Here is a 16,866-nt window from a genome sequence, read left to right as displayed (position 1 = left end):
CCGGGCGAGCTGTCACCACCGCCGTCACATCAACAAAGGAAATCAGTCCTTGAGAACGGAAATGTCCGGTGCATCGACAGCCTTCATGCCGACCGTATGATAGCCGGAATCGACGTGGTGCACTTCGCCGGTGACGCCGCTCGACAGATCGGAGAGCAGATAGAGGGCCGAATTGCCGACTTCCTCTATCGAGACCGTACGCTTCAGCGGCGCATTGTACTCGTTCCACTTGAGAATGTAGCGGAAGTCGCCGATGCCGGATGCGGCAAGCGTCTTGATCGGGCCGGCCGAGATCGCGTTGACGCGTATCCCCCGACTGCCGACATCCACTGCAAGATAACGCACGCTCGCCTCGAGCGCCGCCTTGGCAACGCCCATGACGTTGTAATGCGGCATGACCTTTTCGGCGCCGTAATAGGTGAGCGTCAGCATCGAGCCGCCATCGTTCATGATGCGCTCGGCACGTGCGGCGACGGCCGTGAAGGAGTAGACGGAAATATCCATCGTACGCGCGAAGTTGTCGCGGCTCGTATCAAGGTAACGGCCCGTCAATTCATCCTTGTCGGAGAAGGCGATGGCATGCACGACGAAGTCGATCTTGCCCCACTTCTCTTCGAGCGTCGAGAAAACGGCATCGATCGTTGCAAGGTCGGTCACATCGCAGTGGCCAGCCATGAAGGCACCAAGTTCCTGCGCTAGAGGTTCGACACGCTTCTTGAGCGCGTCGCCTTGCCAGGTCAGTGCGATTTCAGCACCCGCTTCCGAGCAAGCCTTCGCGATGCCCCATGCAATCGAGCGGTTGTTTGCGACGCCCATGATGACGCCGCGCTTGCCATTCATCAGACCCGATGCCTGAGCCATGGAATGTCCCCAATACTGTCTGCCTGCACCGGCCGCCGCCGGTGCGAGAGTTCATGAATCTCAACGACGCCGCACCAGCGCCTGTGCGGTGCGGCAAATTGTCGAGCATTGCCTATGGCATAGCCGTCACAGCGGTTCAAGCGCAGTGCAGATCAGGAACTGTTAGTCCCCGTAATATTGGTTCAGCTTGTCAGAAAACCGTCACAGATAAAGGCCGTGGCGCAACGACCGCATCAAATCCGTTATCTTGTCGTCCGGCTTTTCGCGAAGCATCAGCCGTAGTTCGACAAGCAGATCTCCGGCCTCTCCATCCGCACCGCGCAACCCCGCGCCGGCAATCCGGATCAACTTGTCCGACCCCGACCAGGCGGGAACGGTGACCGCCACCGGCCCGTTAGGCGTTTCGATGGCAGTTTCACAGCCCAATACGGCATCTTGAAGGTCGAGTGGCAAGGTGGTCACGAGGTTGAGACCTTGCGTGCGAAAGGCCCCTTCCTGGTTGACCCGCAATGTCGCGACGACATCGCCGCGCGCCATGCCCGTCACGCGGTAGCCCTGTTCCTTCAGCCGGATGCTCTGGCCATCGACCGCACCCGACGGAATGGAAAGCTTCGCGGTCTCGCCATCCGGAAGCTCGACCGACACCCGGGCGCGATTGATGATCTGCTCGATGCTGACATCGACGTCGATCGCCAGGTCCGGAACCTTCTCCGCGGTCTTTGCGACGCGGCCACGAATTCGCCGCACGATCGCGGCGACCAGGTCCGCCGCCGGTGCAGCGGAGCGCCGGACGACCAACGGGTCAAGCCTCGACGATTCCTCCCGTTTCGGTTCAGCGGCCGCCTCCGGCCTCACCGCCGCCGGCGGTTCGCCCTTGTCGGCCGGGCGCGCGGACGCCGGCTTCGGCTTCGAGGAAGCAGAGGCAGCCTGCGGTTCAACGCCGAAGATACGCGAAATCGCTTCTTCCGCCGTTTCGGCATCGATCGGCTCCTCGGCAGGCTCCGGTCCACGCATCTTCTGCTTCATCGCTTCCATACGGCGCAGCTCGGCCTCACGGCGAACGCGATCGTAACGGCTTCTCAGCACGGGATCGCGCAGGAGCTCGTAAGCCTTGCCCGCCTCGGCAAAGCGCTGCGTCGCCAAGGGATCGTCCTGGTTGTGGTCGGGATGGACGGCCTTGGCTACGGATCGCCAAGCGGCCTTGATCTCATCCAGCCCGGCATTGCGGCGCACGCCGAGAATTGCATAGGGATCACGCATGGTTTGTCACCATCTTCTCCGACCGGCAGCCTCTCCCGGTGTTCGCCTCGTAGCTCGCCCCCGGGCGAAGGCCGGGCTTGCGGCTTTCTTCTCCCGGCGATGATCTGGAGAAGTTGCTAAATATCGGTTAGTCGGCGGATGCAGGATTGGCGCGAGCGGACTGGTCGCGGTTGTTTTTCCGCGGCTTTGAAGCAACGTGGTTAATCGAGGATTTTCAGCCCCGCGGGCCGAAACTCGTCAGGTACCATTCGCCGTTGCCGAGCTGGCAGGCGCTGCCGTCGAACTTGGCTATACCTTCATAGGAGTGGCGTGTCGTCGTGAAGCGCCGGCAGAGCATGCCGCTTGCACGGTCTTCCTGGATGGCACTGATGACGCCTGCACTGCCGGACCTCGCGTTTGCCCACGGGATAGGGTTGTCGCCACCTTGGCTGATATCGGCGGAGGAAACGGCGTTGCGCACTGCGAGTGCGTCGGAGAGGCCGTCCGAGGTCTTCGCGACCGGTACGGTTCCCGTCGACACCCGGTCGACGCTTGGGCCGCCAAAAAGATCGAGACCCGCGCCCATGCACCCCGGCAGAGCGAGAATTGCCAGGCAGAACACTCCGCTGCGCAGCAATGCGAAGGAAAAACCCTTCTTGCCATCGATCCACTTTGCTATGTCTTGCACGGCAATCCTGTCAGACTCGCTAGAGCTGCACGTTTTCCGAGGAAGTCCACAGGCAGGCTCTGACATTTTTCGATGCGGAAACACCGATCGGGCTCATCCCGAAGCGTTCCCGCGCCAGATATCACGGCATTGGAAGGCATTATGACCGCGAATGAGTTAATAACCGGTGACTTCACCGAAGCGAATGAGCCCTTTTCCCTTTTCGGCACATGGTTGAAGGACGCCGAAGAGAACGAGATCAACGACCCTAACGCCGTGGCGCTTGCGACCGTCGATCCGGATGGGCTGCCCAATGTGCGCATGGTGCTGCTCAAGGGATTCGATGAACGCGGCTTTGTGTTCTACACGAATTTCGAAAGTCAGAAAGGCCGTGAAATTCTCGCGTCGCGAAAAGCCGCCATGTGCTTTCACTGGAAATCGCTACGCCGGCAGGTGCGAATCCGCGGTCCGGTCGAAATCGTCTCCGACGACGAAGCGGACGAATATTTCAAGAGCCGGCCGCGCGGCAGCCGCATCGGTGCCTGGGCCTCCAAGCAATCGCGTCCGCTTGAAAGCCGCTTCGCTCTGGAAAAGGCGGTCGCCGAATACACGGCGCGCCACGCCATCGGCGAGATTCCCCGCCCGGAACACTGGTCCGGTTTCCGCATTCTCCCCACTTCGATCGAATTCTGGCACGACCGGCCGTTCCGGCTGCATGACCGCGTGGAGTTCCGTCGCCAGAAGCCGGAGGGTGGTTGGGCAAAGGTTCGGATGTATCCCTGATCAGCCTGCAGGCTATCGCGCCATCAACTGGAACGGGACACCGGAAGCAAGCGTCGAAACGTGGCGGGCATTCTGAAAATGGCCGTTGAGCGAGATTCTCGGCAGGGCGTAAGGGTTTGAAACGGCGTCGGCCGAAAGGGTGGCGGGTCGCGTCGTCACCGCCACCGTGAAGCCGAGCCGCTCGGCCAGGCGGTGGTCGCGCTCCGAAACCGCGGGTCCGTCCCCATAGGGATAGGCAAGGGTTCCCGGCCAGCGGCCGGCGATGGCCTCGACGCGTGCGGCAGATTCCGACATCTCCCGCTGCGCCTCGGCGTCGCTCAGGCGCGCGAGTGCACGATGACTGATCGTATGTGCGCCGAGGCTTGCGAGGGGGCTTTCAAGCAATGAACGCAGCCCCGTCGCATCGAGCGTCAGGCGCGCGGTAATCGCAAGCGGATCAATGCCCTGAACCCGCGCCAGCGCATTCAGTCTGCCAATGGAATCTGCCTCGTCGCGGCCCCGAACATAGGTGGCGACGCGGTCGAAGACGGCCTGCTTTTCGGCAGTGCTTGCGGCCCTCATGATCTCCATGCCTGAGCCGAAGTCAAAGCGGAAGTCGCTTGCGGCCGAAAGCATGTCGGCAAGCGTTTCCCACCACAGCGTGTGGGTGCGATCGACGTAGCCGCCTGTGACGAAGACGGTGAACGGCACGCCGTGCTGTTCGAAAACCGGCAGCGCGTAGTCGAGATTGTTGCGATAGCCGTCATCAAGCGTGAAGCAGGCGACAGGTCGCGCATCGTGAAGAGCCAGGCATCCCGGCAGATCTTCCAACGCGACGAAGCGATAACCGTCGCGCTTCAGCGCAAGGATCGCTTCCTCTAGAAACGTCGGCGTAATTTCCAGGTGGGCGTTGGGATCGAAGGCTCGCTGAAGCTTGGGGCGAACGTGATGCAGGGTGAAGATCGCGCCGTATCCGCGCGCCCCGTTCATCAACCCCGAGCGCGCGATGAGTTGCGCGATCTCGAGCCCGCCGCCGATCGCGACGCGCCTCACTCGGTTTCTCACCACCCGCGCGATGCCCTGCTTCATCCGGTTTCGTCACCCTGTCCTGCGACGGGAAACTAATGCCGGCCGGTTAAACCTTGCTGAATCCGGTCAGCCTGCGCGCGGATTTACGGCCGACAATTTCCGGTTTTGGACAGCGATTATCGGCCTCGATGTTGCAACAAAGCTGCTACCCTGTCACAAAGCGGAACAATATTGCTAACGATCGTGCTTTTGGTGAGGGGGGATCCGATGAAGAGCTTCCGATTTGCCCTGGCGGCGGTCGCCGCTTTTGTGCTCAGCACCGCGCAAGCGGTGGCGGGTAGCGCGTCCCTCGTTCTAGACGCGCGGACAGGCAGGATTCTTGCTGCCGAGAATGCCGACACGCTCAACCATCCCGCGTCGCTGACGAAGATGATGACGCTCTATTTAACCTTCGAGGCGTTGCATCGGGGTCAGATCGGCTGGAACACCAGGTTGGTGATGTCGCCAACGGCCGCGCGCAAACCGCCGACGAAGCTCGGCGTCAGGGCCGGCGACACGATCACCGTTCAGGAGGCCGTCAACGGCATGATCGTCCGCTCGGCCAACGATGCGGCCGCGGCGGTCGCCGAAGCGCTCGGCGGGTCGGAGGCCGGCTTTGCGCAGATGATGAACGCAAAAGCGCGTCGCCTGGGCATGACCCGCACGTATTTCGTCAACGCCTCCGGTCTGCCGGCACGCGAGCAGGTCACGACAGCGCGCGACATGGCGCGGCTCGCCATCGCACTCATGAGAGATTTCCCGGGTGAGTATCGAATGTTCGCGGCCCAGGGGTTCACCTTTCGCGGCCGCACAATCCGCGGCCACAACAATCTGATGTATCGCTACTCGGGCATGGATGGGATCAAGACCGGCTACACCAATGCGTCGGGCTACAACATCGTAAGTGCCGTAAGAGATGGCAATCGCCGCATCGTCGGCGTGGTGCTCGGCGGGCGGTCGGCTAGAGGCCGTGACGACAAGATGGCTTCCCTGCTCGATCAGCATTTGGGCAGGACGGGATCCACTGGCGGCCGTTTGGTCGCCGCTACCACTTCGCGCGGCATCTTCGACATAGCGGGGTTGCCCGGTGTCCGGCTGTCCTACGCCGATACGCTGCGAACGCACGAAACCGCCCCCGAAACGGCGATGCCGTCCGATCGTCCCACTGCCGTCGATGGCGGTGCAGCAACACCAAGCGCCAGCGGATATTGGCAGATTCAGATTTCCACGGCCACAACCGCGGAAGGCGCCAGGAAGATCCTGGTCGAAGCGCAGTCGGCCGGCGGCGCGGCGCTGCTCGGCGCCTCGCCTCATACGGAAGTTTCGGGCGACGGCAACGCCAGGCGCTATCGCGCGCGCTTTATCGGCTTCGCCAGCCGCGAGGCGGCCACTTCGGCCTGCACGATTCTCAAGAAGCGATCCTACGATTGCACGCTGCTTCCCGACCGGGGTTAGTTTGTCCCGCGAGCTTCTACAGCGCGCGTCTTATCAGCCGCACAAAGAACGCTGTAGCGCTTTGAATTTGCGGCATGTTTTTCCTTTGGCCAATCGATTACGATTCAAGGAAACATGCAGCGAGGATATTTTCCCGCGCGCAAGCTACGCGGCGGGTGCAAGCCGTCGAACATAGAATTTGGTGTCGACACCCATGAGCGGAAAGCCAATTGGCAGGTCATCCTTGCTGATCTCGGCAAACCCGTTCTTCTCGTAGAAACGATGCGCGGCAAGGAACTTGTCGGTCGTGCCGAGAAAGACGGCCGCGATTCTCCGGTGCTCGGCATGGGCAAGCAGTCTCTCGAGCAGCCGCGCTGCCACGCCATGACCGCGGCCACGAAAATCGGGAGCGACGAACATCTTACGGAGAGCCGCTTGAGATCCGCCGATATCCTTGAGACCAAGGGTACCAACGACCCGGTCGCCGATGGTGGCAACCCAGAAATCTCCGTTCCCGCTTTGATAGAAGTCGGCGATCGAGCGAAGATCCGGTTGATCGTCGATGGTGATGGCAATGCCGAATTCCTCGCGCTGGATCGGCAAAATGACGTCGATGACGCCCTCCTCGTCCGCCGCTGCAAAGCGCCGGATTTCCACCTCTCCCGTCATGGCACCCTTTCCTCCACGGACCTCGGCTCCGCTCAGTCGGCCGTGGGCCTTATGCCTGCGTACCGCCGACGGTGATCTGATCCATTCTGAGATGCGGTTGGCCAACACCGACCGGCACCCACTGGCCGGCCTTACCGCAGTTGCCGATGCCGGTATCGAGCTTGCTGTCATTGCCGACCATCGTCACTCGCTTCATCGCGTCCGGTCCATTGCCGATCAGCATCGCCCCCTTTACGGGCGCACCGACCTTGCCGTTCTCGATCAGATAGGCTTCGGTGCAGCCGAACACGAACTTGCCGGAGGTGATGTCCACCTGGCCGCCGCCAAAGGAGACGGCGTAGATGCCCCTCTTGACCGAACCGATGATCTCCTCGGGCGTGCGATCTCCGGAAAGCATGTAGGTGTTGGTCATGCGGGGCATCGGAATATGCGCGTAGCCCTGCCGGCGGCCGTTGCCGGTGGGCTTCATGCCCATCAGCCGTGCATTCTGCCGGTCCTGCATGTACCCGACCAATTTGCCGTCCTCGATCAGGACGTTGTAGCCTGACGGAGTGCCCTCATCGTCGACCGAGATCGAGCCGCGCCGCGCCTCGATCGTGCCGTCATCGACAACGGTGACCCCTTTGGCCGCCACCTGCTCGCCGAGGAGGCCTGCGAAGGCGGACGTCTTCTTGCGATTGAAATCGCCCTCGAGCCCGTGACCGACCGCTTCATGCAGCATCACGCCGGGCCAGCCGGAGGCGAGCACGACGTCCATCGTGCCCGCCGGAGCGTCGATGGCTTCGAGATTGACGAGCGCCTGCCGTAGCGCTTCGTCGGCGCCGCGCTTCCAGTTCTCTTCCGTGACGAAGTCGCCGAACCCGCGCCGTCCGCCGATGCCGAACGATCCGGTTTCCTGCCGGTCGCCATCGCCGACGACGACCGAGATGTTGATGCGGGTCATCGGTCTCACGTCATGGACTCGGTGACCGTCGGAACGCAAGATATCGACCACCTGCCAGCTGGCGGATATCGAGGCGGTCACCTGCCGCACCTTGGGATCCCTGGCGCGCAGATAAGCGTCGACCTCCTGCAGCAAGGCAACCTTGGCCTCGAACGTCGGTTCGCCGATCGGGTTCTCGTCGCCGTAGAGCTTGTTGTTGGTGCGCTGGGGGGCTGCGGCATAGGAACCGGCATAGCCGCGCGTCACCTGACCGACGGCGTCGGCGGCCCTGCGCAGGGCGGCAAGCGACAGTTCTCCGGCATGCGCGTAGCCGACCGATTCGCCCGCCACAGCGCGCAGGCCGAAGCCCTGGTCGGTGTTGAAGCTGCCACCCTTGAGGCGGCCGTTGTCGAAGGAAAGCACCTCGGCTTGCGCGTGCTCGAGAAAGAGCTCGCCGTCGTCGGCGCCAGCAAGCGTCTCGGACAGAACCTTACGGACCATCGCCTCGTCCGCATCGAAGAGGCTTATCAGATCGGTGTTCATGGTCGTCCGCTCCCGCTGGTTCAAGGTCCCACTGCATGTTTCCTTAAATCGTAGCCGATTTAAGGATAAAAACATGCAGCAATTCAAAGTGCTACAGCGTCCTTTGCGCGTCTGATAAGACGCGCGGGCGCTGTATGCCTTCCATTTAGGAAGCACGGGGCCGCAAGCCAAGGAAATTTTCAGGAAACGGAAGCATTCCAGCCGTCGAGAAGCTTGACCTCTTCGACGCCGGTAAAGCGGGCGATGCGGTCGAGCTCGGCAGCCAGCTTTTCCATGCGGCCGGACGAGGCCCTGACGCCCGGCTCCAGCCAGAGGCGGCGGACATCGAGCCGTCCAAGCTTTCGGTCTGCTTTCATATCGATGCGGCCGATCAGCCGATCGCCTTCGATCAACGGAAAGACGTAGTAGCCGTATTCGCGCTTCGCCTCCGGCACAAAAACCTCGATCCGATAAAAGAAGCCGAAAAGTCGCTCCGTTCGATTGCGATCACGCAGCAAGGGATCGAACGGGCTGAGAACGCGGATGCGCGCCGGCGGCTCGGCCATGTCGCCGAAGCCGTCGGGGAAGCCGGAAAAGGCATAGGACGGGCGGGGCTTACCGCCGTTGGCGGATTCGACCAGAACGTCGCAAAGCTCGTCCCGATGTGCGGCAACCCATGCTTTCGCCTCATCCGGCGACACCAGGTCCCAGAAGGCGGCGATTTCTCCATGGGTCGCGAAGCCCAGCCGGTCGAGAGCGCTGCGGCAAGCCCAGTCGACGAATTCCTCGTGGCTCACCTCTCCTTCGTAATGATGCGGGGGAATGACGCGTTCCGTGAGGTCATAAACCTTCTGGAAATTCTCTCGCCGGGCAATCGCCAGCTTGCCTTGGCGCCAGAGCACCTCGAGCGCCGTCTTCGACGGGTGCCAGTTCCACCAGCCGCCGGATTCGTGACCGTCCGCCTTGAGATCGCGGGCCATCACCGCACCGTTGCTGACGATCCGTTCGTAGGTCTCTTCGCAACCGTCGTCAAACCCCTCGCCCCGCCATTTGCGCCAGCGATCGCGCAGCGTTTCGCTCTCCCACTTGAAGCGATGTTTCCAGTAGACGAAGAAGGTGCTCGGAATGATCGAGGCATCATGCGTCCAGTGTTCGAAAAGCTCCCGATCCTTCTCCAGCAACTCGGTCAGATGTTCGCGGCGGTAGGTCTGGTTGCGCGAAAAGAGAATCTGGTGATGGGCCCGCTCGACCGTTGCGATGCTGTCGACCTGGACGAAGCCGAGGTCGCTGATGAGTTTCAGCAGGCCGTCCTTGCCGAGCGCGCGATGCGGCGCGGCGGTGAGGCCCTGTTTCGCGAGGAAGATGCGCCGGGCATCGCGATTGGAAAGGCGAATCGTCATGGCAGGAGAGTAGGCTTTTATTCCCATTTTTCAAATACGGTTGTGCGAATGGCCGGCTGCATTGCCCTTCCCGATCGACTTGCCCTATAGAGCCACCACGCAAACTGCGAGGGACAAGGCTTGGATATTCGCTTTACCGATTGCTCGGTCAGCTTCGGCGAACGGGTCGCGCTTCATCCTCTGACACTCGCCCTTGACGAACGACGTATCGGCATTATCGGCCTCAACGGCTCCGGCAAGACCACCTTCGCGCGGCTGATCAACGGGCTCGTCAAGCCGAGCAAAGGCCGCGTGACGGTGAACGGGCTCGATACGGTCAAGGACGACAGGGCCGTCCTCTCCGAGGCTGGCTTCATCTTCCAGAACCCGCAGCACCAGTTGATCATGCCGATCGTCTCGGACGATATCGCATTCGGGCTGAAGAATCGCGGCCTGCCTGCACAGGAGATCGCCGCGCGGACCGAGGCGGCGCTGACGCGCTTCGGAGTGACGCACCTTGCCAGGCGCCGTGTACATGAGCTTTCGGGCGGGGAAACGCAGCTCGTCGCCATGGCCAGCGTCGTCGTCACCGGTCCGAAGATCCTGATCCTCGACGAACCGACCAACCAGCTCGACCTCCGCAACCGCCGCATGGTCGCCAACACGATCGATGCACTCGACGAGGACACGATCGTCATCACCCATGACCTCGAGCTCGTCGAAGGCGTCGAGAGGCTGTTGCTCTTCCACGAGGGACGGCTGCTTGCCGACGGACCGCCCGCCGAAACGATCAAGCGTTATCACGAGGTGGCGCAATGCTGACGAGCCTCTATGTGGAGGGCAGAAGCTGGTTTCACGGCCTGCCGGTGCGGGCGAAGCTTCTTGCTCTTCTGGTTCTCAGCCTCGCGCTCTTCGCGACACAATCGCTCTATCTGCTCGCACCCGCCTTCCTGCTCTGCGGGTGGCTCTACTTCTCGCTCGGACTGACGTTCCGCCAGGCGCTCGCGCGCGTCGGTTTCGTCTTCTTCACCATACTCGTCCTGGCCGCTATCAACCTTTTTCTTCTTCCTGTCCCCGAGGTCGCCGCGCTGCTGCTGCGGCTGTTGGCGCTCGTGCTTTTCGCCGCTGCGGTTACCGCGACGACGACGATCGGCGCCTTCATGGACGAGATCACTTTCCTCCTGAAGCCGTTCGAGCGCCTCGGCCTACTGCGTGCTGCCGACGTCAGCCTTGCGCTCGGCCTCGTATTGCGCTTCGTTCCGGATATCTTCGCCCGCTACGAGGCAATCCGCGAAGCGCATCGCGCGCGCGGGCTGCCGATACGGCCGCTGACGATTATCGGACCGCTCATCATCCTGACGCTCAAAGATGCGGATACGATTGCCGCAGCCATTGACGCTCGCGGATTTCGCCGGCATTGAATTCGCGCTTTCTAATAAAAGGGTAAGACCGTATGAACACCAGAGATCTCGTCCTCATCGCGCTCTTTGCCGCGATCGTTGTCGTACTCGGCCTCATTCCGCCGATCACGCTCGGCTTCATCCCTGTTCCAATCACGGCGCAATCGATGGGCGTGATGCTTGCCGGCTGCATCATTGGCGCAAAACGCGGTGCGCTCGCTTTCCTGCTGTTCGTCCTCCTCGTCGCCATTGGCCTGCCGGTGCTTTCCGGCGGGCGCGGCGGCCTGGCGGTTCTTGCCGGCCCCTCTGGCGGCTTCATCCTCGGCTGGGCGGTCGCGGCGCTTGTCACCGGCCTCCTCGCCGAACGCTTCGTTCATGAAGGCCAGCGGGAAATCCGCCAATTCGTCGGGTTCTTCCTGGCTTCGGTCGTCGGCGGCATTGTCGTCCTCTACGCGATCGGCGTGCCGTGGCTGTCTGCCGTTTCCGGAACGCCGCTTCTTACCGCGGCGACTGGCTCGCTCGTCTTCATCCCGGGCGATCTGCTGAAAGCCGCCATCGCCACGCTCGCCGCACGCGCCGTATACGCCGGCTATCCGCTGCTGCCGGCCCGCGCCTGAAGCGATGCCGCTCGCCGAAGCAATCATGCGTCATGCGGTGAGCCGCCCGCACGACCCGGCCTTCCGCATCGAAGGCCGGATTTTTACTTTCGGACAACTTGCCGCCGACGCAACCAGCATTCTCGGCGTGATCGAACAGTGGATGGCCGCCAAGGCGGGCGGTAGTATTCTGAGGGACCGGGCGCGACTGATCGCAATCCAAAGCGGCAACCACCCGCTCTTTCCGGCTGCCTTCATCGCCGCGACCGCAGGCGGCAATTGCGCCGCGCTCATCGATCCGCATCTGCCAACGGCGACGCGCAGGCGGATGGTAGAGCAACTGCGGCCCGATATCGTCATTCATACGGAGGGCGATGCGCTGCGGCTCGAACGGCCGGCGACTGGCGAAACCGCACTCTTCGAGACCGCGACCGAGGGCTTCCGCCCCATTCCTGTTGGCAAAGAAGGCGAACCTTTCCTCGTCGTTTTCACGTCCGGCACGACGGGAGAGCCGAAGGCGATCATCCGCGATCGCCGCTCCTGGCGTCTCAGTCTCGAAACAGGACAATGCTTTTTTGGCATCGGAGCGGAGACGACGACCTATGCGCCCGGTCCGCTCGCGCATGGACTGACGCTTTACGCTCTTGCGGAAACCCTGAAGGCAGGCGCGGAATTCGTCGGGGCCTGGCATTTCGACCCACGGCAGGCAATGGCGACCATCGCGGCCGGGAAGGTCAAGCGGCTCGTGCTGGTGCCAACAATGTTGCGACGGCTCTGCGAACAGGCCGAGGGCACCACCCTGCCCTCCGTCGAAGCGATCACCGTTGCCGGAGCCAAGCTCACGCCTGCGGACCGGAAGGCGGCGAGCCTTGCCTTTCCCGCGGCACGGGTGATCGAATATTACGGCGCTTCCGAACTGGGCTTCATCAGCGTCGCCGATGCGTCAGACAGTCTCGCCCCGACTGCGGTCGGCAAGGCGTTCCCCGGCGTTCGTCTCGCGATCCTCGATGAGGCAGGAAACGATCTTCCCGCGGGAGAGATCGGTACGATCTCCGTCGAGAGCGTGCTCATCTCCGATGGCTATATTGCCGGCGGCGACGGCGCGGGCTTTTCCCGGAGCGGCAATCTCGCAACGGTCGGCGATCTCGGTTTCCTTGATCCCGACGGCACGCTGCATCTCATCGGCCGCGCCGGCGGCATGGTGCTTTCCGGTGGTAACAACATTTATCCGTCCGAGGTCGAGGCCGCGATCACGGCCGTCAGCGAAGTCCGCGCCGTCTCGGTCCTGGGTCTCGATCACCCCGACCTTGGCGCTGAGCTCGCGGCGGTCATCCAGCCGCGCGGAGATGCATTCGACCATGGGGCGCTGCCGCGCCATCTTGATGCCGCCCTGCCGCGCTACAAGCATCCGCGCAAGATCTGGCTCTGCCGTGACATGCCGATGACGGCCTCCGGCAAGATTGCCACCAAGGAGCTCCGGCAATGGATCGCGGAGGGGAACGGTGCCCTTGAACGCCTCGTCTGATCCGGCACGCATACCCGTCATTATCGCCGCCCTGCGCACGCCGATCGGCCGCGTGAACGGCAGTCTGGCCAAGATTGAACCGGCCACGCTTGCCGCGCCGCTGATTGCCCGGATCATCGCGGACACGGGCATCGACGGCGATGAAATAGACGACGTGCTCATCGGCAACGCCGCCAACAGCGCGGGCAACCTCGCGCGACTTGCCGCGCTCGAAGCCGGCCTGCCCGTCGCCATTCCTGGCGTGACGGTCGACCGGCAATGCGGCTCGGGGCTGGAAGCCGTTACACTCGCGGCGCGGCAAATTCAGGCCGGCGCAGGACGGTTCTATCTTGCCGGCGGCAGTGAAAGCGCCAGCCGCGCCCACATCCGCCTTCGCCCGCCGCTTGTACCCGACGAGGAGCTGCAGCCAGTGAAGCGCGCGCGGATGGCGCCCGATTCCATCGGCGACCCGGATATGGGCGTTGCTGCCGAGAATGTCGCCACCGCCTGCGGCATCTCCCGCGAAAGGCAAGACCGGTTCGCACTGGAAAGCCACCGGCGCGCCGTTGCGGCCGCGACGGCCGGCAGGTTCCGGCGCGAGATCGTGCCGGTGTCGACGCCGTCGGGTCTCGTCTCGAGCGATGAATGCCCCCGGGCTAACGCGGCCGCCGAGACGCTTGCCCGGCTGAAGCCGGTTTTCGTCAAGGACGGCACCGTGACCGCCGGCAATGCATGCCCGATCAATGACGGAGCTGCCATGGTACTGCTGACGAACCTCGCCGAGGCACGCCGGCTTGAGGTTCCCTTTGCCCTGGAATTCGTCGACGCGGCGGCGGCGGGCGTGCATCCTGGCCTGCTCGGGCTCGGTCCCGTCCCGGCCATGGCGAAACTTCGTGCGCGCAACCCGGCGCTCGACCTCGATGACATCGACTTCATCGAATTCAACGAGGCTTTCGCCTCACAGGTTCTGGGAAGTCTCGACCAGCTCGATATCGCACCGGCCCGCGTCAATCGCGACGGCGGCGCGATCGCGCTCGGACATCCCTACGGCGCGTCGGGGGCGATCCTCATCGTCCGGCTGTTTTCGCAGATGCTTGCGGCCCCATCCCAAACCGAGGGCCTGGCAATGATGGGCGTCGGCGGCGGCATGGGCGTGGTTGCTCACTTCCGCAGCCTTCGGCTGGATCAGAGGAGATAGCCGGTCAGCCATTCGCGTGTGGCGGCAGGCAGCGGCACCGGCGCATGGCGGGCGGGATCGACCGCCACCCAGACGATTTCGACCTCGGCGACGAGCTGGCCGCCAGCCTCCACACGTACCGCAAAACTCACCGAACTGCCGCCGATCTTCGAGACGTTGACGATGAAACGGGCGGGTTCGTCATAGCGCAGGCCACGATGAAAGAGGCAGGCCGATCGGCGCACGAGATAGGCGGGCTCGTTCCTGACGGTCGGCCGATGGCGCCAGAGGCCGGACAAGGCGGCTTCGGCATGCGCGTAGTAGGCCGCATTGTGCATATGGCCGTGCATGTCTATATCGCGAAACGGAATGCGGATTTCCGTAACATTTTCCCGTTGCGTGCCGTCCATGCGAGGCCCTCACGATGCGTTCTTCCTTGGTTAGACAGTTTGGCGATCCCGGACAAGTCATCGCTCTCGTAGATGTCGATCGTGCCACGCCGGGTCCCGGGGAAGTCGAGATCGCGGTCTCGTTTTCGGCCATCAACCCCTCGGACCTGATCCCCGTGACCGGCGCCTACAGCGCGCGCACGGTCCTGCCCTTCGTTCCCGGTTTCGAGGGCGTCGGGGTAATCAGCCGCGTCGGTACTGGCGTACAAGGCCTGCAACCTGGAGATCGGGTCATCCCCATCGGCGCAAGCGGCCTGTGGCAGCAGTTTATCGTCCGCCCGGCCGAATGGTGCTTTTCCGTGCCGGACGACATCGACGACGCACAGGCTGCCACGAGCTACGTCAACCCGCTGACGGCAGTGAGGCTCGTCGAGCAGTTGCGGGAACATTTCGGCTCTCTCAAGGGCCGCAGCGTCGGCGTCACCGCGGCGGGCTCCGCGATTGGCGGAATGCTGCTGCGTCTGCTCGCTCTCGAAGACATGACGACGACCGCCATCGTCCGAAGCGAAAAGAGCGTGAGCCGCCTCGGCGATGCGCACCGGATCGTCGTCGCAGACGGCAACAGCCCTCCGCCACGGCTCGCTTTTGACGCCGTGCTCGATGCCGTCGGCGGGACCTTGGCGGGCGAACTGATCACGCGTTCCGTCCAATCCGGCGGGATCTTCCTGCAGTACGGTGCTCTAAGCGGCGTGCCAGTGCCGCAAGCGGCGATCAGTGGCCGCCCCGACGTCCGTTTCGCCTTCCTGTGGCTTAGAACCTGGGTGTATTCGGCCGGCCGCGATGCGCTCGAGGCTGCCTTTGCGCGAAGCTTTGCGGGCTTGCGCGACGGGTTATTTGCGAGCCCGATCGCCGCCACCTATCCCCTGAGCCATCTCGCCGAAGCACTGGCGCACCAAGCGAACCCGCTCCGCGCCGGCAAGATCCTGCTGGATCCGCGTTGTTGAAAATCGGCACTTTCACGATCCGCACCATGGACCTCGGGCAGTTCGCGCACTAGTTTTCCGGCATGACCACGTTTCTCTACGAAAACCCGGTCTTTCTGGAGCACAAGGTTCCCGAGGGGCATCCCGAGCGGCCGGACCGGCTGAGGGCGCTGAACCTTGCGCTCGATCATCCGAATTTTGCCGAGCTCAAACGGGTCGAGGCGTCCAAGGGCAGCGAGGACCTCGTCCTGCTCGCCCATCCGGAACAGCACCTGAGGTCGATCGTCCGGGAGATTCCCGAGGAGGACATAAACCAGCTCGAGGCTGACACATACGCGAGCCCGCAGAGCCTTGTCGCGGCGCTGACAGCTATTGGCGGTGCCGCCGCGGCGGTGGACGCTGTTTTCGCCGGCGATGCGGACAATGCGTTCGTCGCCGCGCGCCCGCCGGGACACCACGCCGAGAAGAACAAGGCGATGGGTTTCTGCTTCTTCAACACGGTCGCGATTGCCGCCCGTCATGCGCAGAAGGCACATGGGGCCGAGCGCATTGCGATCGTCGATTGGGACGTCCACCACGGCAATGGTACGCAGGACATTTTCTGGGACGACCCGTCGGTTCTCTTCTGCTCGACCCATCAGATGCCTCTCTATCCCGGCACCGGCGCGAAGGACGAGACGGGCATAAAGCACAACATCGTCAACGCCCCACTCTCGCCCAACAGCGGCAGCGAGCATTTCCGCGACGCGTTCCGGACGCGGATACTGAATGCACTTGATGATTTCCGTCCCGACTTCGTGCTGATTTCCGCCGGCTTCGATGCCCATCACCGCGATCCGCTGGCTCAGATCAACCTTATGGCGGAGGATTTCGACTGGGCAACGGGTCGCCTCATGGAAATCGCCGGCAGAAGCGCCGGCAACCGTGTCGTCAGCCTGCTCGAGGGCGGCTATGACCTGCAGGGGCTCGCCGAATCGGCGGGTATGCATATTCTGAGATTGATGAGAGGGTAATTGATGACCACCACCGCGCAACAGGACGTTTCCACCCTCTCCTTCGAGCAGGCCGTCGAAGAGCTGGAGCGTATCGTCTCGGCGCTTGAACGTGGCGACGTCGCGCTCGACAAGTCGATCGAGATCTATGAACGCGGCGAGGCGCTGAAGAAGCATTGCGAGATGCTCTTGAAGGCCGCCGAGGACCGCATCGAGAAAATCCGCCTCGACCGCGCCGGCAAGCCGCAGGGTGTGGAACCGCTCGACGCCGGATAGTGAACAACGGGACGTTTCCGGTTTGC

General features: G+C 63.0%; 18 protein-coding genes. 10 read left to right on the top strand and 8 right to left on the bottom strand.

The window, feature by feature from the left end; translation table 11 throughout:
- Window positions 1-42 precede the first annotated feature (42 nt).
- From fabI to QN224_RS04170, 3 genes are all read right to left on the bottom strand, one after another.
- A complete protein-coding gene (fabI, locus tag QN224_RS04180) occupies window positions 43-861 on the bottom strand; it encodes an enoyl-ACP reductase FabI (RefSeq protein ID WP_283975649.1) in 819 nt (272 codons plus the stop codon).
- A gap of 201 nt (window positions 862-1,062) precedes the next feature.
- Window positions 1,063-2,121, bottom strand: a complete 1,059-nt coding sequence (locus tag QN224_RS04175) for a DnaJ C-terminal domain-containing protein (protein WP_283975648.1) — start codon at window positions 2,119-2,121, stop codon at window positions 1,063-1,065.
- A gap of 214 nt (window positions 2,122-2,335) precedes the next feature.
- A complete protein-coding gene (locus QN224_RS04170; protein WP_173510625.1) occupies window positions 2,336-2,788 on the bottom strand; it encodes an RT0821/Lpp0805 family surface protein in 453 nt (150 codons plus the stop codon).
- A gap of 141 nt (window positions 2,789-2,929) precedes the next feature.
- Between QN224_RS04170 and pdxH the strand changes: the two genes are divergently transcribed.
- On the top strand, window positions 2,930-3,550 hold the full coding sequence (gene pdxH, locus QN224_RS04165) for a pyridoxamine 5'-phosphate oxidase (protein WP_283975647.1): 621 nt from the start codon (window positions 2,930-2,932) through the stop codon (window positions 3,548-3,550).
- Window positions 3,551-3,562: 12 nt separating this feature from the next.
- Here the strand turns inward: pdxH and QN224_RS04160 are convergent, their stop codons facing one another.
- Entirely contained in the window at window positions 3,563-4,618 is a 1,056-nt protein-coding gene (locus tag QN224_RS04160) for a polysaccharide deacetylase family protein (protein ID WP_283975646.1), read from the bottom strand.
- 207 nt (window positions 4,619-4,825) lie between these two features.
- On the opposite strand from QN224_RS04160, the gene QN224_RS04155 reads away from it, so the two are divergent.
- Complete coding sequence (locus QN224_RS04155; protein ID WP_283975645.1) at window positions 4,826-6,052, top strand: D-alanyl-D-alanine carboxypeptidase family protein; 1,227 nt, start codon at window positions 4,826-4,828, stop codon at window positions 6,050-6,052.
- 144 nt (window positions 6,053-6,196) lie between these two features.
- Here the strand turns inward: QN224_RS04155 and QN224_RS04150 are convergent, their stop codons facing one another.
- The 3 genes from QN224_RS04150 to QN224_RS04140 all read right to left on the bottom strand — a co-directional run bounded on the left by QN224_RS04150 (window position 6,197) and on the right by QN224_RS04140 (window position 9,544).
- Window positions 6,197-6,700 (bottom strand): GNAT family N-acetyltransferase, encoded by a 504-nt coding sequence (locus QN224_RS04150; RefSeq protein ID WP_283975644.1) that lies wholly within the window; start codon window positions 6,698-6,700, stop codon window positions 6,197-6,199.
- A gap of 49 nt (window positions 6,701-6,749) precedes the next feature.
- A complete protein-coding gene (gene tldD / locus QN224_RS04145) occupies window positions 6,750-8,165 on the bottom strand; it encodes a metalloprotease TldD (protein WP_283975643.1) in 1,416 nt (471 codons plus the stop codon).
- A gap of 179 nt (window positions 8,166-8,344) precedes the next feature.
- The gene (locus tag QN224_RS04140; protein ID WP_283975642.1) at window positions 8,345-9,544 is read right to left on the bottom strand and encodes a winged helix-turn-helix domain-containing protein; all 1,200 of its coding nucleotides are present in this window, start codon (window positions 9,542-9,544) and stop codon (window positions 8,345-8,347) included.
- A 120-nt stretch (window positions 9,545-9,664) separates the two neighbouring features.
- Here QN224_RS04140 and QN224_RS04135 point away from each other — a divergent pair, with 120 nt between their 5' ends.
- Genes QN224_RS04135 through QN224_RS04115 form a run of 5 tightly spaced genes read left to right on the top strand, consistent with a single transcriptional unit; the run spans window position 9,665 to window position 14,221 of the window.
- Entirely contained in the window at window positions 9,665-10,345 is a 681-nt protein-coding gene (locus QN224_RS04135) for an energy-coupling factor ABC transporter ATP-binding protein (protein ID WP_283975641.1), read from the top strand.
- Window positions 10,339-10,944 (top strand): CbiQ family ECF transporter T component, encoded by a 606-nt coding sequence (locus tag QN224_RS04130; protein WP_283975640.1) that lies wholly within the window; start codon window positions 10,339-10,341, stop codon window positions 10,942-10,944. The genes QN224_RS04135 and QN224_RS04130 overlap by 7 nt, the downstream gene beginning before the upstream one ends.
- A gap of 32 nt (window positions 10,945-10,976) precedes the next feature.
- On the top strand, window positions 10,977-11,540 hold the full coding sequence (locus QN224_RS04125) for a biotin transporter BioY (RefSeq protein WP_283975639.1): 564 nt from the start codon (window positions 10,977-10,979) through the stop codon (window positions 11,538-11,540).
- Between the two features lie 4 nt (window positions 11,541-11,544).
- Entirely contained in the window at window positions 11,545-13,044 is a 1,500-nt protein-coding gene (locus tag QN224_RS04120; RefSeq protein WP_283975638.1) for a class I adenylate-forming enzyme family protein, read from the top strand.
- Window positions 13,028-14,221 (top strand): thiolase family protein, encoded by a 1,194-nt coding sequence (locus QN224_RS04115; protein WP_283975637.1) that lies wholly within the window; start codon window positions 13,028-13,030, stop codon window positions 14,219-14,221. The genes QN224_RS04120 and QN224_RS04115 overlap by 17 nt, the downstream gene beginning before the upstream one ends.
- Here QN224_RS04115 and QN224_RS04110 read toward each other — a convergent pair.
- Complete coding sequence (locus QN224_RS04110) at window positions 14,209-14,610, bottom strand: thioesterase family protein (RefSeq protein ID WP_173510637.1); 402 nt, start codon at window positions 14,608-14,610, stop codon at window positions 14,209-14,211. The two genes, QN224_RS04115 and QN224_RS04110, sit on opposite strands and share 13 nt — an antisense overlap.
- Before the next feature lie 14 nt (window positions 14,611-14,624).
- Between QN224_RS04110 and QN224_RS04105 the strand changes: the two genes are divergently transcribed.
- The 3 genes from QN224_RS04105 (at window position 14,625) to QN224_RS04095 (ending at window position 16,840) form a co-directional block, all read left to right on the top strand.
- The gene (locus QN224_RS04105) at window positions 14,625-15,593 is read left to right on the top strand and encodes a zinc-dependent alcohol dehydrogenase family protein (RefSeq protein WP_283975636.1); all 969 of its coding nucleotides are present in this window, start codon (window positions 14,625-14,627) and stop codon (window positions 15,591-15,593) included.
- A gap of 62 nt (window positions 15,594-15,655) precedes the next feature.
- The gene (locus QN224_RS04100; protein WP_173510639.1) at window positions 15,656-16,585 is read left to right on the top strand and encodes a histone deacetylase family protein; all 930 of its coding nucleotides are present in this window, start codon (window positions 15,656-15,658) and stop codon (window positions 16,583-16,585) included.
- Between the two features lie 3 nt (window positions 16,586-16,588).
- Window positions 16,589-16,840 (top strand): exodeoxyribonuclease VII small subunit, encoded by a 252-nt coding sequence (locus QN224_RS04095; RefSeq protein ID WP_173510640.1) that lies wholly within the window; start codon window positions 16,589-16,591, stop codon window positions 16,838-16,840.
- The last annotated feature ends 26 nt before the right edge of the window (window positions 16,841-16,866 follow it).

Source organism: Sinorhizobium sp. 7-81 (assembly GCF_030124405.1).
Taxonomy (GTDB): domain Bacteria; phylum Pseudomonadota; class Alphaproteobacteria; order Rhizobiales; family Rhizobiaceae; genus Sinorhizobium; species Sinorhizobium psoraleae.
This window is presented reverse-complemented; position numbering and strand designations above follow the sequence as displayed.

Excerpts from the sequence above, each read along its gene's own strand:
- QN224_RS04125 (WP_283975639.1), top strand. The coding sequence starts at position 10,977 with ATGAACACCAGAGATCTCGTCCTCATCGCGCTCTTTGCCGCGATCGTT.
- fabI (WP_283975649.1), bottom strand. The coding sequence starts at position 861 with ATGGCTCAGGCATCGGGTCTGATGAATGGCAAGCGCGGCGTCATCATG.
- QN224_RS04155 (WP_283975645.1), top strand. The coding sequence starts at position 4,826 with ATGAAGAGCTTCCGATTTGCCCTGGCGGCGGTCGCCGCTTTTGTGCTC.
- QN224_RS04140 (WP_283975642.1), bottom strand. The coding sequence starts at position 9,544 with ATGACGATTCGCCTTTCCAATCGCGATGCCCGGCGCATCTTCCTCGCG.
- QN224_RS04100 (WP_173510639.1), top strand. The coding sequence starts at position 15,656 with ATGACCACGTTTCTCTACGAAAACCCGGTCTTTCTGGAGCACAAGGTT.
- QN224_RS04160 (WP_283975646.1), bottom strand. The coding sequence starts at position 4,618 with ATGAAGCAGGGCATCGCGCGGGTGGTGAGAAACCGAGTGAGGCGCGTC.
- pdxH (WP_283975647.1), top strand. The coding sequence starts at position 2,930 with ATGACCGCGAATGAGTTAATAACCGGTGACTTCACCGAAGCGAATGAG.
- QN224_RS04150 (WP_283975644.1), bottom strand. The coding sequence starts at position 6,700 with ATGACGGGAGAGGTGGAAATCCGGCGCTTTGCAGCGGCGGACGAGGAG.
- QN224_RS04105 (WP_283975636.1), top strand. The coding sequence starts at position 14,625 with ATGCGTTCTTCCTTGGTTAGACAGTTTGGCGATCCCGGACAAGTCATC.
- QN224_RS04110 (WP_173510637.1), bottom strand. The coding sequence starts at position 14,610 with ATGGACGGCACGCAACGGGAAAATGTTACGGAAATCCGCATTCCGTTT.
- QN224_RS04175 (WP_283975648.1), bottom strand. The coding sequence starts at position 2,121 with ATGCGTGATCCCTATGCAATTCTCGGCGTGCGCCGCAATGCCGGGCTG.
- tldD (WP_283975643.1), bottom strand. The coding sequence starts at position 8,165 with ATGAACACCGATCTGATAAGCCTCTTCGATGCGGACGAGGCGATGGTC.
- QN224_RS04130 (WP_283975640.1), top strand. The coding sequence starts at position 10,339 with ATGCTGACGAGCCTCTATGTGGAGGGCAGAAGCTGGTTTCACGGCCTG.
- QN224_RS04120 (WP_283975638.1), top strand. The coding sequence starts at position 11,545 with ATGCCGCTCGCCGAAGCAATCATGCGTCATGCGGTGAGCCGCCCGCAC.
- QN224_RS04095 (WP_173510640.1), top strand. The coding sequence starts at position 16,589 with ATGACCACCACCGCGCAACAGGACGTTTCCACCCTCTCCTTCGAGCAG.